Annotated in this window: 14 protein-coding genes; 8 read left to right on the forward strand and 6 right to left on the reverse strand. The window is 68.5% G+C overall.

Annotated features, from left to right (window positions below):
* Nucleotides 1–53: 53 nt before the first annotated feature.
* The 3 genes from LT972_RS07985 to purM are packed head-to-tail and all read left to right on the forward strand — an operon-like array spanning nt 54 to nt 3185.
* On the forward strand, nt 54–1556 hold the full coding sequence (locus LT972_RS07985) for a TraB/GumN family protein (RefSeq protein ID WP_232569248.1): 1503 nt from the start codon (nt 54–56) through the stop codon (nt 1554–1556).
* Nucleotides 1556–2146, forward strand: a complete 591-nt coding sequence (locus LT972_RS07990; protein WP_232569249.1) for a zinc metalloprotease — start codon at nt 1556–1558, stop codon at nt 2144–2146. Before LT972_RS07985 ends, LT972_RS07990 begins: the two co-directional genes overlap by 1 nt.
* 58 nt (nt 2147–2204) lie before the next feature.
* Nucleotides 2205–3185, forward strand: coding sequence for a phosphoribosylformylglycinamidine cyclo-ligase (purM, locus tag LT972_RS07995; protein WP_232569251.1), 981 nt, complete (start codon nt 2205–2207; stop codon nt 3183–3185).
* On the opposite strand, the gene LT972_RS08000 is transcribed toward purM, so the two are convergent.
* Nucleotides 3182–3721 (reverse strand): CBS domain-containing protein, encoded by a 540-nt coding sequence (locus LT972_RS08000; RefSeq protein WP_232569253.1) that lies wholly within the window; start codon nt 3719–3721, stop codon nt 3182–3184. The two genes, purM and LT972_RS08000, sit on opposite strands and share 4 nt — an antisense overlap.
* A 40-nt stretch (nt 3722–3761) precedes the next feature.
* Nucleotides 3762–4127, reverse strand: coding sequence for a DUF555 domain-containing protein (locus tag LT972_RS08005; protein ID WP_232569255.1), 366 nt, complete (start codon nt 4125–4127; stop codon nt 3762–3764).
* A gap of 250 nt (nt 4128–4377) precedes the next feature.
* Between LT972_RS08005 and LT972_RS08010 the strand changes: the two genes are divergently transcribed.
* Both LT972_RS08010 and psmB read left to right on the forward strand, forming a co-directional pair.
* The gene (locus LT972_RS08010; protein WP_232569256.1) at nt 4378–4545 is read left to right on the forward strand and encodes a hypothetical protein; all 168 of its coding nucleotides are present in this window, start codon (nt 4378–4380) and stop codon (nt 4543–4545) included.
* 96 nt (nt 4546–4641) lie between these two features.
* Nucleotides 4642–5373, forward strand: coding sequence for an archaeal proteasome endopeptidase complex subunit beta (gene psmB, locus LT972_RS08015; RefSeq protein WP_232569258.1), 732 nt, complete (start codon nt 4642–4644; stop codon nt 5371–5373).
* A gap of 15 nt (nt 5374–5388) precedes the next feature.
* Here psmB and LT972_RS08020 read toward each other — a convergent pair whose 3' ends face one another.
* Nucleotides 5389–6918, reverse strand: a complete 1530-nt coding sequence (locus LT972_RS08020) for a hypothetical protein (protein WP_232569260.1) — start codon at nt 6916–6918, stop codon at nt 5389–5391.
* A gap of 126 nt (nt 6919–7044) precedes the next feature.
* Here LT972_RS08020 and ligA point away from each other — a divergent pair, with 126 nt between their 5' ends.
* Genes ligA through LT972_RS08035 form a run of 3 tightly spaced genes read left to right on the forward strand, consistent with a single transcriptional unit; the run spans nt 7045 to nt 9866 of the window.
* On the forward strand, nt 7045–8763 hold the full coding sequence (gene ligA, locus LT972_RS08025) for an ATP-dependent DNA ligase LigA (RefSeq protein WP_232569262.1): 1719 nt from the start codon (nt 7045–7047) through the stop codon (nt 8761–8763).
* A 60-nt stretch (nt 8764–8823) separates the two neighbouring features.
* Nucleotides 8824–9027 carry a DUF1328 domain-containing protein gene (locus tag LT972_RS08030; protein WP_232569264.1) on the forward strand — a complete coding sequence of 68 codons (204 nt, stop codon included), beginning with the start codon at nt 8824–8826 and terminating at the stop codon, nt 9025–9027.
* A gap of 59 nt (nt 9028–9086) precedes the next feature.
* Nucleotides 9087–9866 (forward strand): HAD-IIA family hydrolase, encoded by a 780-nt coding sequence (locus LT972_RS08035; RefSeq protein WP_232569266.1) that lies wholly within the window; start codon nt 9087–9089, stop codon nt 9864–9866.
* Nucleotides 9867–10086: 220 nt separating this feature from the next.
* On the opposite strand, the gene LT972_RS08040 is transcribed toward LT972_RS08035, so the two are convergent.
* The 3 genes from LT972_RS08040 to LT972_RS08050 form a co-directional block, all read right to left on the reverse strand.
* Nucleotides 10087–11181 (reverse strand): DNA topoisomerase IV subunit A, encoded by a 1095-nt coding sequence (locus LT972_RS08040; protein WP_232569268.1) that lies wholly within the window; start codon nt 11179–11181, stop codon nt 10087–10089.
* Nucleotides 11178–13577 (reverse strand): DNA topoisomerase VI subunit B, encoded by a 2400-nt coding sequence (locus tag LT972_RS08045; RefSeq protein WP_232569270.1) that lies wholly within the window; start codon nt 13575–13577, stop codon nt 11178–11180. Before LT972_RS08045 ends, LT972_RS08040 begins: the two co-directional genes overlap by 4 nt.
* Nucleotides 13578–13658: 81 nt before the next feature.
* Nucleotides 13659–14330, reverse strand: a complete 672-nt coding sequence (locus LT972_RS08050) for a TVP38/TMEM64 family protein (protein WP_232569272.1) — start codon at nt 14328–14330, stop codon at nt 13659–13661.
* Between the last annotated feature and the right edge of the window lie 96 nt (nt 14331–14426).

A 14426-nucleotide genomic window follows, 5' to 3' on the forward strand; every position in this document is an offset into this window, starting at 1 on the left:
CGGGCGTGGTCACATCCGACAAGCGTAAGGCCGGCCCGAGTAAGTCACAACCAATGAGCGAGGAAGCCGCGGCGAGCGAGGGGTCGGTCCGCGTCGTCGGCACCGCCCACGTCTCCGCGGACAGCGTCGAGGAGGTGGAACGCGTAATCGAGGAGGAGGAACCGGACACCGTCGCGGTGGAGTTAGACGAGGGTCGGTTCCGGCAGATGCAGGGCGAGGCGCCCGACGACCTCAACGCCAGCGACCTCCTGAAGGGGAGCATGGCGTTCCAGTTCCTCGCGTACTGGCTGCTCTCGTACGTGCAACAGCGCCTCGGCGACAAGTTCGGCATCGAACCCGGCGCGGACATGAAAGCCGGCGTCGACGCCGCCGAGGCGGTCGGCGCGGACGTGGCGCTCGTCGACCGCGACATCCAGGTGACGATTCAGCGGTTCTGGTCGCGGATGACCGCAATCGAGAAACTCAGACTCGTCGGCGAACTCGCCCTCGGCGTCACCGACAGTCGCACGCTCGGCCTCGCGGTCGGCGGCGTCGTCGGCTTTTTGGTCGGCGTCGTCGCCGTCGCACTCGGCGGGCCGTTCGTCCTCCCGGCCGCACCGACTGGTCTCGGAGCCGCATCCACGGTGCTCGCGATAGTCGGCGGTATCGCCGAGGCCGGCCTGTTCGCCATCGGCGGCGCGCTCGTCCTCGGCGTCGTCTTCGTCGCGCTGTTCGCGCGGAGCGCACCAGACGAGGACGTCGAGGAGTTCGACATGGCGGAACTCACCGACGCCGACGTGGTGTCCGCGATGATGGAGGAGTTCCGGCGGTTCAGCCCGGACGGCGCGGCCGCGCTCATCGACGAGCGCGACGCGTTCATCGCGCACAACCTGGTCGCGCTCCGCGAGCAGGGCAAACACGTCGTCGCCGTCGTCGGCGCCGGCCACCGCGAGGGCATCGAACGCTATCTCGAACATCCGGAGGAACTGCCGCCGATGCACTCGCTGACGGGCGTCGACGAGAAGCGATTCTCTATCGGGAAACTGTTCGGTCTGTTGCTCACGCTGGGCTTTCTGGCCTTCTTCGTGTTGCTGGTGATGGCGGGGGTGGACAACACCGTGCTCCTGCAGGTGTTCGCGGCGTGGTTTCTGTTCAACGGGATAATTTCGGCGGCCGCCGCGAAACTCGGGGGCGCCCACTGGACGAGCGCGGGCGTCGGCGGCGGCGTGGCGTGGCTGACGAGCGTGAATCCCCTGCTCGCGCCGGGGTGGTTCGCGGGCTACGTCGAACTGCGCTACCTCCAGGTGCGGGTCGCGGACATCAGCACGCTGAACGAACTCTTAGACGACGAGGAGCGCCCGATTCGCGCCATCCTCTCGGACATGCTCGACGTGCCGCTGTTCCGCCTCATCTCCGTGGTGGCGATGACGAACGTCGGGAGTTTCGTCGCGAGCGCGCTGTTCCCGTTCGTCGTGTTGCCGCTGGTCGGCGGGCCGTTCGACAGCGTCGGCGCCCTGACTGACGCGATGGTGCGCGGCGCGGAGAACAGCGCCGAAGCCATCTGGGGGCTGTTCTGATGCAGTTCAGCACCCGGGAGTTGCGCGACCTCGCCGTGGCGTGGCTGGCACTCGGATTCGCGTTCAGCCTGCTGTACGTGGACGTGACGGCGACGACGATGGGCGACGTGCTGACGAGCGCGCCGTTCGCCGAGGAGTTCCTGCTCAGTCTCGCCACCGTCGGCGTCGCCTTCCTCCTGCACGAACTCGCGCACAAGGTCGTCGCGGTGCGGTTCGGTCAGCACGCGGAGTTCCGCGCGGACTTCGGGATGCTCGCGCTCGCCGTCGCGGGCGGTCTCGCGGGGTTCCTGTTCGCGGCGCCGGGCGCGGTCCACCACCGCGGCTACATCACGCCCCGCGAGCACGGCCTCGTGGCGCTCGCCGGCCCGGTGACGAACGTCGGCCTCGCGGTCGTCTCGTACGCGCTGATGGTGACCGTCGCGCCCGAACTCGGGTGGCGCGGCCTGTTCATCAACGTCCTGCTCGCGGGCTTCAACATGATTCCGTTCGGCCCCCTCGACGGGCGGACGGTCCTCGACTGGAGTCCGACCGCGTACGCGGCGGCGGCCGTGCCGACAATCGGCCCGGCGCTCCTGCTGTTCTTCGGCTGAATTGATTCATCGCGCATAGACCGGCACGCTTTTCGCCGATAATTACGCACGTCCGTGTATGACCGACAGCGAGGACGAGGAACTCACGTACGCCGAGGCGGGCGTGGACATCGAGGACAGCGAGGCCGCGACGGCGGCGCTCGTCGGCGCCGTCTCCGAGACGGCCGACACCACGGAGTACGCGGGTCTCGTGGACCTCGGCGACCAGTACCTCGCGCTGGCGACGGACGGCGTCGGCACGAAACTGCTCGTCGCGGAGGCGCTGGACGACTACACGACGGTGGGCATCGACTGCGTCGCGATGAACGTCAACGACCTCGTCGCGGCGGGCGTCGCGCCGGCGGCGTTCGTGGACTACCTCGCCGTGGACGAACCGAGCGAGGGCCGCGAGGCCGAACTCGGCGCGGGGCTGGCCGCGGGCGCCGAGGGGGCGGGGATGGCGCTCGTCGGCGGCGAGACGGCCGTGATGCCGGAAGTCGTGAAGGGCTTCGACCTCGCGGGGACGGTGGCGGGCCTCGCCACCGAGTCTGAGTTGTTCCCGGGCGAGGCCGAGGCGGGCGACGCGCTCGTCGGCTTCCCGTCGTCGGGCATCCACTCGAACGGCCTCACGCTCGCCCGCGAGGCGGCCCAGCGCGAGGGCGGCTTCGACGAACCGTTCCCCGGCGACGGCTACGAGACGGTCGGCGAGGCCCTGCTGGAACCGACCCGAATCTACGCGTACCTGCTCGACCACCTGCGCGAGCGCGACGTCCACGCCGCCGCGCACGTCACCGGCGGCGGGTGGACGAACCTCGAACGGATGGGCGAGTTCCGCTACGAGATTACGGACCCCTTACCGGCCCACGACGTGTTCGCGTTCGTGCAGGACGCCGGGAACGTCAGCGACGAGGAGATGCACCGGACGTTCAACATGGGGACCGGGTTCGTCGTCGCGCTCCCCGACGACGACGCCGAGGCGCTGGCGGAAGCGACGGACGGCGAACTCATCGGTCGCGTCGAGGAGGGCGAAGAAGTGGCGGTTCGCGGACTGGAACTCTAACTGACGCGGGCCGCCACGTCCGCTTGCGTGATGATGCCGGCGGTGACGCCGTCCTCGGTCACCATCACGGCCTTGTAGTGGTCGAGGAGACTCGAAATCTCGTCGAGCGTCGCGTCCTTCGAGACGGTCGGGAAACTCTCGCTCATCACTTCGCGGACGGCGTGGTCGCCGACGTCCTCGCCGGCGTGGACCACGTCGCTGTCGCTGATGGAGCCGACCGGCACGCCGTTCGTGATGACCGGGAGTTGGGAGTATCCCGCGTCCTGCATCTTCTCGACGGCGTCCTTCACGGCGTCGTCGGGCGCGACGTGGACGACTTCCTCGTGCATGAGGTTGCCCGCGCGCACCACGTCGCCCTCCGCCTCGTCTAGGGCTTCGACGATGCGGCGGAGCGTGGAGAGCCGGGGGTCGACGTCGCCCCCTTCGATGCGGGCGATGAGCGGCTGAGAGACGCCTGCGCGGTCGGCGAGCTCGCTCTGCGTGAGTTCGAGCGAGGTCCGACGCTCGCGCAAGTCCTTGGGCGTCGGCAGGTGCATACGCACCGATTACCAGCAGTTATTGATAAAGGTTCGGGCGTTACGCGTCCTCCTCGTCGCCGCCGCCCTCCTCGATGACCTCGATGACTTCGAGGGGGACGTCGCGGAGCGCGCCGCCGACCTCGCTCTTCGCGATGCGCTCGGCGTGTTCCTCGCTGTCAGCGTTGAACACGGTGAGTTCCAGCACGAGGCCGACGAGCGCCGTCTCGGCGGCGAGGAACGCGGCGTCCAGCGGCTCGCCGCAGGCCGGACAGCCCGTCACGCCCGCCTCGACTTCCACGTAGTCGAGGTCTTGGTCGTTCAGTCGCTTGCCGGCTTCGCTCACGGCGACGCCGATGGCGTCGTCGGAGTTCTCGACGTCACGGACCAGCCACGCGGCTTCCATCGCAACGACGTAGTTGCTCATGTCCGACCAAATGAGGCGGGGCAAGTCGTGCTTTGTGGTTCGGCTCCCGGCGGACGTGACTCGAACGATTCGCATAACTTAGAGAGTGGCGCCGACACACCAACGTCACGCCTACGCTCTCCTGTGACGGAGCGCGTCGCTGCTTGCGCGGGACACCACTGGAGTTGAATCGCAAGACTGCGACGGGGTGTGGTCGCCACCCCGTCCGAAACACGTTTATACTGCCTCCGCCTGTCGACGCACCATTCAGATGTTCGAACGCATCACCCGACTCGGGCTGCTCGCGGCCTACCAGTCCACGCTCGCACTCGGCATCGTCCTGATGCCACTCGCCATGCTCGTCCGCCGGGCCGGCGTCACGCTCCCGGTCGGCCGACTCGTCGAGCGCGCGGAACACGCCTACGAGTCCGCGAACTGACGCATCCGCCGCTCAGCGCCTCAGACGCCCTTTCGAACGGGCAGGGAATCCCCGGAAAAGATGGTTTTATCAGTGCCCGACTGGTAACCTCTGGTAATGTTCAACTCCAACGACGGCGCGGACTTCGCCCGGAACCGGGCCCGGTTCGACGACACCCCGAACCCGTACGAACCGGAAGTCGGCTCCCTCCCCGAGAACGACGTCTCGAAGGCCGACATGGAGAACGTGAACAAGACCGGCACCACCATCGTCGGCATCACCACCGAGGACGGCGTCCTGATGGCCTCCGACATGCGCGCGAGCCTCGGCGGTCGCGTCATCTCCAACAAGAACGTCCAGAAAGTCGAGAAGATTCAGCCGAACGCCGCCCTCTCCATCTCCGGCTCCGTCGGCGGCTCCCAGAGTTTCATCCGCTCGCTGCGCGCCGAAGCGAACCTCTACGAGGCGCGCCGCGGCGAGTACATGTCCATCAACGCGCTCTCCACGATGGCGTCGAATCTCCTCCGCGGCGGCCCGTTCTTCCTCGTCGTCCCGATTCTCGGCGGCGTCGACGAGGACGGCGCACACGTCTACAGCCTCGACCCCGGCGGAAGTTCCATGTCCGACGAGTACACCGCGCAGGGCTCCGGCATGCCGTACGCGCTCGGTGTCCTCGAACAGGAGTTCACCGACGACCTGACGATGGACGAAGCCGAACAGGTCGGCGCGCGCGCCATCCAGTCCGCGAGCGAACGCGACACCGCCTCCGGCAACGGCATCCACATCACCCGAATCACGGAGGACGGCATCGACATCGTCGGCCACAAGGAACTCGACGACCTGCTGTAAGCGGCTTCTCCTCTCTCACTCCAGTTCGTCGCCGCGCCCCACCCAGTCCGCGAAACTCCCCGATAGGAGCGTCTCTCGCTGGTTCTCGATGTACTCGCACTGCATCGCGTACACCGCGTTCTCGAAGGAGTTGCCCTCGTCTAAGGCCTCCCGGATGCGGGCCTGCTTCCATCCGGCGGGCGTGACGCCGTGGCGGGCGCGCTGGCGGAGCGGCCACAGGTACTTCGCGGCCTCGTCCTTCGAGAGGCCGCGGCGCCGCAGTCCCGCTTCGGCCTGCTCGAAGAGGTCGGCGTACAGTTCCCGCGGGTCGGTGACGCGGTCGCCGTCGGCGTCTATCCACGCGAGGTCGGCGTCGAGGCCGTTTTTCGCGGCGTCGTAGAAACTGTCGCGGGCGGTCTCCCAGTCGAGGTCGTAGAGCGGGTGTTCGGTGCGGGGGAGGTTCTCGAGGAGGCCCGCGAACGCCGCCTGCACCGCGATGGTGTCACGGACGGTGGGCTGGCCGGCGATGGGGCGGAACTCGATGCGGGCGTTGGCCTTCTCGCGGCTCGAGCCGCCGAACACCGGGCGGACCCACCGCCAGAACGTGCCGTGCTTGCGCCGCCAGTGCGCGAACTCGTCGTCGAAGCGCCCGCCGGACTCGACGGGCATCGGGACGATGGTCTCGTCTTCGGCGACCTGGTCGACCGCGTCGGCGACGCTGTCGAAGTCCTCGGGGAACCGCACCTTCTCCTGTTCGCCGGGGACGTTCAGCACCGACTCGAAGACGTCGATGCGGGACTCCTGCCAGCCGTCCGCGAGAATCTCCTCGGGCGTCGCGTCGGCGTCGTAGAGGTCCGGCGGGAACACGGGGGCGTTCACGCAGAGCGCGAGCAGGGGCGCCGTAAAGCGGAGCGCGTACCGGAAGTACGTCGGCAGGTCGACGGCCTGGGGCACCTGGTAGTGGGGCTGGATGGACGTGATGAGCGCCTCCGGCATCACCGTCTCGGCCTGCAGGGAGACGTGGGGGGCGTCGAGGCGCATCCCCGCGGGCTGGTCGGTGTTCGCCATCGCGTGGTAGCGCGCCGAATCGCTCATGTTCGCCGCCATCTCCGCGCCGTCCCGCGTGACGCTGTCCGTGAGGTACTCGGTGGCCGTCTCGCCCTCGGGCGGAATCGTCCACATTCCGTCGCTCACGAGGTGGAGGCCCTCGGCGGCCATCGGCTCCATCGCGGCGTCCAGATTCGCCTGCACCTCGGCCTCCTGCGCGCGGAGGCCGTACTGGTTCAACGGCTGGGGGCTGGTGGACATTTCGGCGTTGTGGAGGCCGAGTTCCTTCTCGAAGCCCACGAACTCCAGCACGCGCCGGGGGACGCGCGCGAGCGACCCGTCGTCGCTCGTCGCGTAGAACTCGTACTCGAGGCCGACGATGGCCTGCGGGTTGTCGAACGTCCCCGCGGCTATCTCCTCTTTGACGACCTCGGCGTCCTCCCGGACCCGCGCCTGGAACGCCTCGGGGTCCACGTCGAGTACGTCACCGACTCTGTCTACGAGGTCCGACGGTGGCATGGGGGTGAGTTCGACGCCCCGGGCCTAATAAGCGACGGCGGAAGGCGGGCGGCGGGAGACGGGAGGGCGACGACGCCGGCCGACGGTTCGCGCGTTTTATCCGGGGGTACTGGCTACCGTGAGTCGATGAAGTTCGGTTCGTTCGCCGCGCGCGCCGCCGACATCGAGGCGGAGCCCGCGGACCTCGAAGTCGTCTCGCTGGTCGCATCCCTGCTCGACGACGCGGACGACGACCTCGGCGTCGTCGCGCGGTTCGTGCAGGGGCGCGTGTTCCCGGCGCACTCGGAGACGAAACTCGACATCGGGCCGCGGCTCTGCTACGAGGCGCTCGCGCGCGCCGCCGGCACGAACGTGAGCGTCGGCGATGTGGAGTCCGCCCTCGCGGAATCCGGTGACATCGGCGAGGTGGCGGCGAATCTGGACCTCGGCGGGCAGGCGGGCCTGGGCGCGTTCGCGTCCGGCGGCGGAGCCGACGACCTCGGTGTCGGCGAAGTCGCGGCCGAGCTCGCGGGCCTCGCGGCCGCCGAGGGCGACGGCAGCCAGGACGAGAAAGTCACCCTGCTGTTCGGGCTGTTCAACCGGTGTTCGAGCGAGGAAGCCCGGTACCTCTCCCGCCTCGTGCTCGGCGAGATGCGTATCGGCGTCGGCGAGGGCACTGTCCGGGACGCCATCGCCGAGGCGTTCGGCGTGCCCGAGGAGTCGGTCAAGCGCGCGCTTCAGGTGTCCAACGACTACGGACTGGTCGCGGAGACGGCCCGCGACGAGGGCGTCGAGGGACTGGACGCGATGCACCTGGAAGTCGGGCGCCCCGTGCAGGCGATGCTCGCGCAAGCCGGCACCGTCACGGACGCACTCGACGAGTGGGAGGAAGCCGCGGTGGAGACGAAGTTCGACGGCGCGCGCGTCCAAGTCCACTGGGACGGCGACGACGTGACGCTGTACTCCCGGAACATGGAGGACGTGACCGACGCGCTCCCCGAACTCGTGGAGTTCGTGGAGGACGAAGTGGACGCGCCCGCGATTCTGGACGGCGAGGCCGTCGCCGTCTCCGAGGCCGGCGACCCGCTGCCGTTCCAGGAGATTCTCAAGCGCTTCCGGCGCAAACACGACGTCGAACAGATGCGCGAGGAGGTGCGCGTCGAACTGCACGCGTTCGACTGCCTGCACGCGGGCGTCCCCGAGTCCGGTGAGGACTCGGAGGCTCGTCGGACGCAGTCCGACGGCGGCGAGGACTTGCTCGGCGCGCCGTTCGCACAGCGCCACGAGCGACTCCGCGAGGTGGTCGGCGACGAGTCGGCCGTCTCCGAGATTCTCGTGTCCGAGGACGCCGACGAGATTGCGGCGTTCGAGGAGCGCGCACTCGACGCCGGGCACGAGGGCATCATGCTGAAAGACCCCGAGGCGGCGTACACGCCCGGCGACCGCGGGAAACACTGGCTGAAACGCAAGCCCGACGTGGAGACTCTCGATTTGGTGGTGACGGGCGCGGAGTGGGGCGAAGGCCGACGCGCGTCGTTCCTCGGGACCTTCCTGCTGGCGGCGCGCGACGACGAGACGAGCGACTTCGAGACCATCGGGAAGGTCGCCACCGGCATCACGGACGAACAGCTCGCGGACCTCACCGACCTGCTCGAACCCCACGTCCGGAGCGAGGACGGCCAGGAGGTCGACCTCGAACCGTCGGTCGTCTTCGAGGTCGGCTACGAGGAGATACAGGAGTCGCCGACCTACTCCTCGGGGTACGCGCTCCGGTTCCCGCGGTTCGTCTCCGTGCGCGAGGACAAGACGCCGGCGACCGCCGACGCCATCGAGCGCGTCGAGCGACTCGCCGAACAGCAGTCCTGAAGCCACCCCTACTCGGTTTACAACCCCTATAACGAATCGTCGCCGGCGCGTCTACCGGGTATGCTTACAGCACTCGCACCGGCCGTCGCTGCGACGCCCCTGCAGTCGGGCGGCGACCTGCTCGAACTCGCGGTGGTGTTCGTCGTGCTCGCAATCGTCGCCGCGGTGTTCGGCGCGCGCGGCGTCGCCGGCCTCACGATGAGCATCGCGAAGTGGCTGGTCATCGCGTTCCTCGTGCTCGCAATCGTCACCTTCCTGCTCTGAGAGGGAGCGACGCGGGCCGCCGCCCGAGTCTTCACGTCGCGTCCGCGCCAACCCCCGGTATGACCTACCGCGGCGCGGTCGTGGACTTGGACGGCACAGTCGTGCGCGGCGGCGACCCGATTCCGGGGGCTCTCGACGCCCTCACGGCGCTCCGCGAGCGCGTCGACCGCGTCCTGTTCCTGACGAACAACCCGACCGTTCCCCCGGCGGAGTACGCGCGTCGCCTCCGCGCGCTCGGCGCCGACGCGACGGCAGCGGAGGTGCTGACGGCCACGACGGCGACGATTCACTACCTCCGAGAGCGCCACGCCGAGGACGACGTGCTCCCGATTGCGGAGGAGAGCATCGCCGCCCAACTTCGGGACGCGGGCCTCACGCTCACCGACGACGCAGAGGCGGCCGGCGTCGTGGTCGCGGGCTACCACCGGGAGTTCCACTACCGGGACCTCCAGACGGCACTCGACGCGCTGGACGACGACACCGCGCTCGTCGGCACCGACCCGGACCGCACCGTCCCCACGGAGAGCGGCCGGAAACCGGGGTCGGGCGCCATCGTGAACGCCGTCGCGGGGGTGGCCGACCGCGAACCGGAGGCCGTCCTCGGGAAGCCCTCCGAGACCACCGCGCGCCTCGCCGCCGACCGCCTCGGCGTCCCGGCCCGCGAGTGCGTGCTCGTCGGCGACCGACTCGACACCGACGTGGCGATGGGCGAGTCGGTGGGGATGACGACGGTGCTCGTGCGCACCGGCGTCGACGGCGACGAGGAAGTCTCGGAGAGCGAGGCGAAACCCGACCACGTCGTCGACTCGCTCGCGGACGTTCCAGCGCTGCTCGGATAACCAGACGAGCACGAGCGCAAGCAGCGACACAGATGCAGAGCAAAGCATCCGCGAGCGCCGCCGGCGCGAGCGGTTCGCTGCGCGACCGAAGGGAGCGCAGGCCGAGGAGTGACCACCGCGCCCGAAGGGCGCGACGGGAGCGACGCTGTGCTTTTTCCCCAAGTTTTTGCCGAGTGAGGGGCGCGCTCTGCGCGCCCCTCACGCAGCGCAAAAAGTGGGTTTAGATGACGCCCATCTCGTCGAGGCGCTCGGGGAGGTAGGTGTCGGTCACGAAGTCCAGACCGCGGGAGGCGAGGGCCTGCTGTTCGGCCTTCTTCCCGATGTCGAGTTGGAGTTCTATCTGTTCGGTCCAGAAGTCGCTCTGGAAGCGGGGGTCTTCGAGTTCGGATTCGAGGGCGTTGGTGTCGGAGTCGCCGAGGGGGTCGGTGGGCAGGTCGTAGTCGACGATGTCCTGCGGGCGGATGCCGACGAACTGGGCTTCGGGCGTGGCGAGGTACTCCGAGAGGTGCGCGGACTTGATGGAGCCGTAGGCGACGGACCCGAAGATGCGGTACGACCACGGGTCGCCGTCAGTGAACACCGTGACCGGGAGGTCGAGTTCGTCGTGGAGGCGCTTGGTGAGGCGTCGGGTGGCACGCGCCGGCTGGCCGCCGAGGTGGACGACGAGGCAGTCGTACTCGTCGTCGAAGCCGTTCTCGACGAGCCGGTCGCGCATCCCACCGGTCTCCACGCACATCACGAAGTCGGCGTCGCAGTCGAGGAAGTCGATGGTGTCGGGGTTGTTCGGAATCTGGTAGCCGCCCTGCCCGACGTCCTCCTGGCAGTGAATCTCGCGGTCGCCGCGGTTGGTCTGCTCGCGGAGGAGGAGCGGCCCCATCACTTTCGCGCCGGACTCCTCGGGGCGCATGTGGAAGTCCTCGCGTTTCACGCCGGAGACGATTTCGAGGTCCTCGACGAGTTTGTCGGACTCGCTCTGGTCGTTGAACTTCGCTTCCTTCTCGTCCCAGGACTCGGAGAGGTAGTAGAGTTCACGCAGGGTCGACGAGCGGTCTTCGTCCAACTGCTGGGCGAGGAAATCGATGGTGTAGACGGACTTCAGGAGTTTGCGGGCGCCCCGGACGGAGTTCGCCGAGCGCGTGCTCTCGCGGTCGCCGTACACCCAGACGTCGGCGTCCTCGTCGTACTCGATGTTCGTCTTCGAGCGCGTCGGGAGGGACATCCGGGGGACGTCGCCGTCCTCGAACTGGTCGTAGAACTGTTCGGCCAACTCGACGAGTTGGTCGCGGGCGTCGGTGGATTGGTCTGCGTCGCTCATTGGGTTACGGTGAGGCGTGCGTCCTCGATTCCCTGCACTGTCAGGTCGCCGTCGGCGTCGCCGTCGACCTCGTAGGTCAGTTCGGCGGTGTCGCCGCCGGAGACGGACGGCGACCACTTCACGAACCACTCGCCGTCCATCTCGACGACGCTCCCGTCGCTCGGGTCGCCGGGGTCGGCGGCGACGATGTCGGTGACGTCCACGTCGGCGGTCGAACTGCCGTGGTTCTCGACGCGAATCGTCACGGTGCCGTCGTCGACTTCGCGTTCGACGAGGACGTTGTTCATGATGCGGGCCAGCGAGTCCTCGACGTCGAGTGCCTCGCGCTCGGTCATCTCGGAGACCTTCTCCGCCATCGTCGGGAGGATGTCCATGATGACGTTCTGTTTCTGCTGGCGTTTCCGCATCGACTTGCGCTTCTTCAGGAAGGACTTCAGGTCGCGGGCGGCCTCCCGGACCGCCAGCTCGATTTCGTCCTCGATTTCGGGGACGTGCGCGACGGCGTCCTTCGATTCGCTCGTGAACGGGACGTTCGTGGAGGCGACGTGTACCATGATGACCGCCGGGCCCTGCGGGAGGCCGGAGCCGCCGGGCTGGTCGAGGTTGTAGTTCCGCCAGCCGATGTCCTTCACGACCTCGGTGGTGGCACACGCGCCGCGCTGGTAGACGAGCGGCACGCGGTTCGCGAACCGCATCAGGTCGACGCCGCCCTCGGCTTCGAGTTCGCCGCCGTACGCGATGCCGGCCTCCACGATGAACGGGTCGCCGCCGTGGACGTCCGCGTCGCGAGTGGCGGCGGCGTAGAACTCCGCGTCGAACTCCTTGCGCAGACCCGCCTCCACGAGGTCGGCCTCGATGGGGGAGAGACACGACGTGGGCGGCGCCATCACGCTGACGCTCTCCATCGCTTCGAGGAGTTCGCTCGCGGTGTCGCGGTCGTCCGCGATTTCCCGCGTCAGCGGCGGGTCGTCGGGGACGGTCGCGGTCAGGTCCCAGAGTTCCTCGACGACGTTCTCGCGGGCCGTCTCGCCGACGGTCGCGTCCTCGAACTCCTCGGTGCGCTCGGCGGCGCGGTGGACGTACTCGTCGAGGGTGTCCTTCGTCACGCGGTCGCGGCCGTCGCCGTCGAACTTGCTCGCGATTCGGTCCGCGAGGCCGCGCACCGTCGCGTCGTCCTTCTGGGAGGTCGTGGCAGCATCGACGGCGACGAACACGTCCGCGGCGCGGTCGGCGGTGAGTTCGCTCCAGAGCGCGTCCACGACGTTCGACTGGACGGTGTCGCCGAACGAGGTGCCGGTGTCGGCCTCCACGTCGTCGGCGGTGTCGGCGACGAGCGCTTCGAGTTCCGAGTGCGCGACGCGCTCGGCGTCCTCGATTGCTTCGACGACGGCGCGCGCGAACTGCTTGGTGTGGGTCGCGTCCTTGTTCGAGACGGCGCCCACCGCGACGGCTTCGAGGTCGACGTCGGCGTCGACGCCCGGCGGCCGCCACCGCATCTCGCGCCCGAAGTGCCGGTCTCGGAACGCGTCCACGATGGAGTCGGCGGTCTTCTTCCCGACGCGCGTGAACTCGCCCTGCAGGAACCCGGAGACGGAGTGCGAGTCCGTGTCCGAGAGCATCTTGATGAGCGTCCCGAGTTCGACGCCGTGCGGATGCGGGCGAATCTCGTCGGTCTCCTCGGGGAGGCCGGCGTCCTCGGCGCGCTCGGCCTTGATTTCGCCGGCCGGCTCCTGCAGTTCGATGCGCGCGTGGGGGTTCACGACCGCCGTGTGCTTCACGTAGTCGTGGAGTTGGCCGCGGGCGCGCATGTTCGCCTCCATGTCCATCTCGATGCGCGTGCCGTGGGTGCCCCGGAGCGAACTCTCGCCCGCGGAGAGTTCCTTCTCCACGTCGATTTCGGGCTCGTTCGTGTCCGTGTCGATGATGAGTTCGTAGTAGTTCGACACGCCCGAGTCCTGCGTTCGGCTCTCGATGCGCACCGGCTTCCCCGACGTGAGTTGGGAGTAGAGGACGGCCGCCGAGATGCCGATACCCTGCTGGCCGCGCGACTGCTCGCGGGCGTGGAACCGCGACCCGTACAGGAGCTTCCCGAAGATTTTCGGAATCTGTTCTTTCGTGATGCCGGGGCCGTTGTCCTCCACGACGAGGGTGTAGTAGTCCCGGTTCTCCTCGATTTCCACGTAGATGTCGGGGAGGATGCCGGCTTCCTCGGTGGCGTCGAGGGCGTTGTCCACGGCCTCCTTGACGGCCGTGACGAGCCCTCGCGCTCCGCTGTCGAAGCCGAGCATGTGCTTGTTCTTCTCGAAGAACTCGGCGATGGAGATCTCCCGCTGGCTCGCGGCCAACTCCTCCGCGATGCCCTCCTCCTCGCCGAGTGTCGACTGGAAGGACGTCATTCAGTGCGTTTCTTTTCCAGTCGGGGGGATAAAACCGGCGCGGTGTGCGGAGTGAAAGTGAAAGTGAACGATGCGGGCGCGTCACCGGACCGCTTCGAGGACGGCGTCACGCCGCCAGTAGACGACGACCGAGAGCAACGCGAGCGCGCCGAGGACGACGCCGACGGTGACGAACTGGTCCGCGGCGGCCTGCGCGCCGGCGTACGCGACGAGGAAGTAGCCGGGGAGGCGACCCAGAATCGCGACGACAGTCAGCTGCCAGATGGGGACGCGCGTGACGCCGGCGAGCAGGCAGATTGCGTCGTCGGGGAGGCCGGGCACGAGGAAGACGAGGAAGAGCACGACGACGCCGTCGCCCGCGACGAGGCTGTCGAACTCCGAGAGTACGTCGGGGTCGAGGACGTCCTCGACGAACGGCCGGCCGAGGCGGCGCGCGAGCGCGAACACGACGACGCTCCCGACTGCCGCGCCGGCGACGCTGAAGACGGTTCCCCAGACGCTCCCGAACAGATAGCCGCCGGCGAACGCGAGCACCTGTCCGGGAATCGGCGCGACGACGACCTGCAACGCCTGCAGGGCGACGAACGCGAGGGGCGCGAACGGCCCGAACGAGAGCACCCACGTCCGCACCGCCTGCGGGTCGGACGGGAGCAACTGGGAGAACAACGCGCTCCCCGCGAACAGGAGGGTCGCGAGGAGTGCGAGCGCGGCCAGCGCGCGCGTTCGGTCCCGTTGCGTCGTGAACAGTCGCACGGACGAATCCTCGCAGAGTTGCGTCTTGACTCTGGCGACCGGCGACGCTCGCGCGCACACGCGTGCGAGCCTTTTTTACCCCCGGGGCGTCTACGA

The sequence above is a fragment of the Halobacterium litoreum genome (assembly GCF_021233415.1).
GTDB lineage: Archaea > Halobacteriota > Halobacteria > Halobacteriales > Halobacteriaceae > Halobacterium > Halobacterium litoreum.

What these genes read in the sequence shown, in the direction of transcription:
- LT972_RS08000 (WP_232569253.1), bottom strand. Translation starts at nt 3,721, where the DNA reads ATGCACCTGCCGACGCCCAAGGACTTGCGCGAGCGTCGGACCTCGCTC.
- psmB (WP_232569258.1), top strand. Translation starts at nt 4,642, where the DNA reads ATGTTCAACTCCAACGACGGCGCGGACTTCGCCCGGAACCGGGCCCGG.
- LT972_RS08030 (WP_232569264.1), top strand. Translation starts at nt 8,824, where the DNA reads ATGCTTACAGCACTCGCACCGGCCGTCGCTGCGACGCCCCTGCAGTCG.
- LT972_RS07985 (WP_232569248.1), top strand. Translation starts at nt 54, where the DNA reads ATGAGCGAGGAAGCCGCGGCGAGCGAGGGGTCGGTCCGCGTCGTCGGC.
- LT972_RS08010 (WP_232569256.1), top strand. Translation starts at nt 4,378, where the DNA reads ATGTTCGAACGCATCACCCGACTCGGGCTGCTCGCGGCCTACCAGTCC.
- purM (WP_232569251.1), top strand. Translation starts at nt 2,205, where the DNA reads ATGACCGACAGCGAGGACGAGGAACTCACGTACGCCGAGGCGGGCGTG.
- LT972_RS08045 (WP_232569270.1), bottom strand. Translation starts at nt 13,577, where the DNA reads ATGACGTCCTTCCAGTCGACACTCGGCGAGGAGGAGGGCATCGCGGAG.
- LT972_RS08035 (WP_232569266.1), top strand. Translation starts at nt 9,087, where the DNA reads ATGACCTACCGCGGCGCGGTCGTGGACTTGGACGGCACAGTCGTGCGC.
- LT972_RS08020 (WP_232569260.1), bottom strand. Translation starts at nt 6,918, where the DNA reads ATGCCACCGTCGGACCTCGTAGACAGAGTCGGTGACGTACTCGACGTG.
- LT972_RS08005 (WP_232569255.1), bottom strand. Translation starts at nt 4,127, where the DNA reads ATGAGCAACTACGTCGTTGCGATGGAAGCCGCGTGGCTGGTCCGTGAC.
- LT972_RS07990 (WP_232569249.1), top strand. Translation starts at nt 1,556, where the DNA reads ATGCAGTTCAGCACCCGGGAGTTGCGCGACCTCGCCGTGGCGTGGCTG.
- ligA (WP_232569262.1), top strand. Translation starts at nt 7,045, where the DNA reads ATGAAGTTCGGTTCGTTCGCCGCGCGCGCCGCCGACATCGAGGCGGAG.
- LT972_RS08040 (WP_232569268.1), bottom strand. Translation starts at nt 11,181, where the DNA reads ATGAGCGACGCAGACCAATCCACCGACGCCCGCGACCAACTCGTCGAG.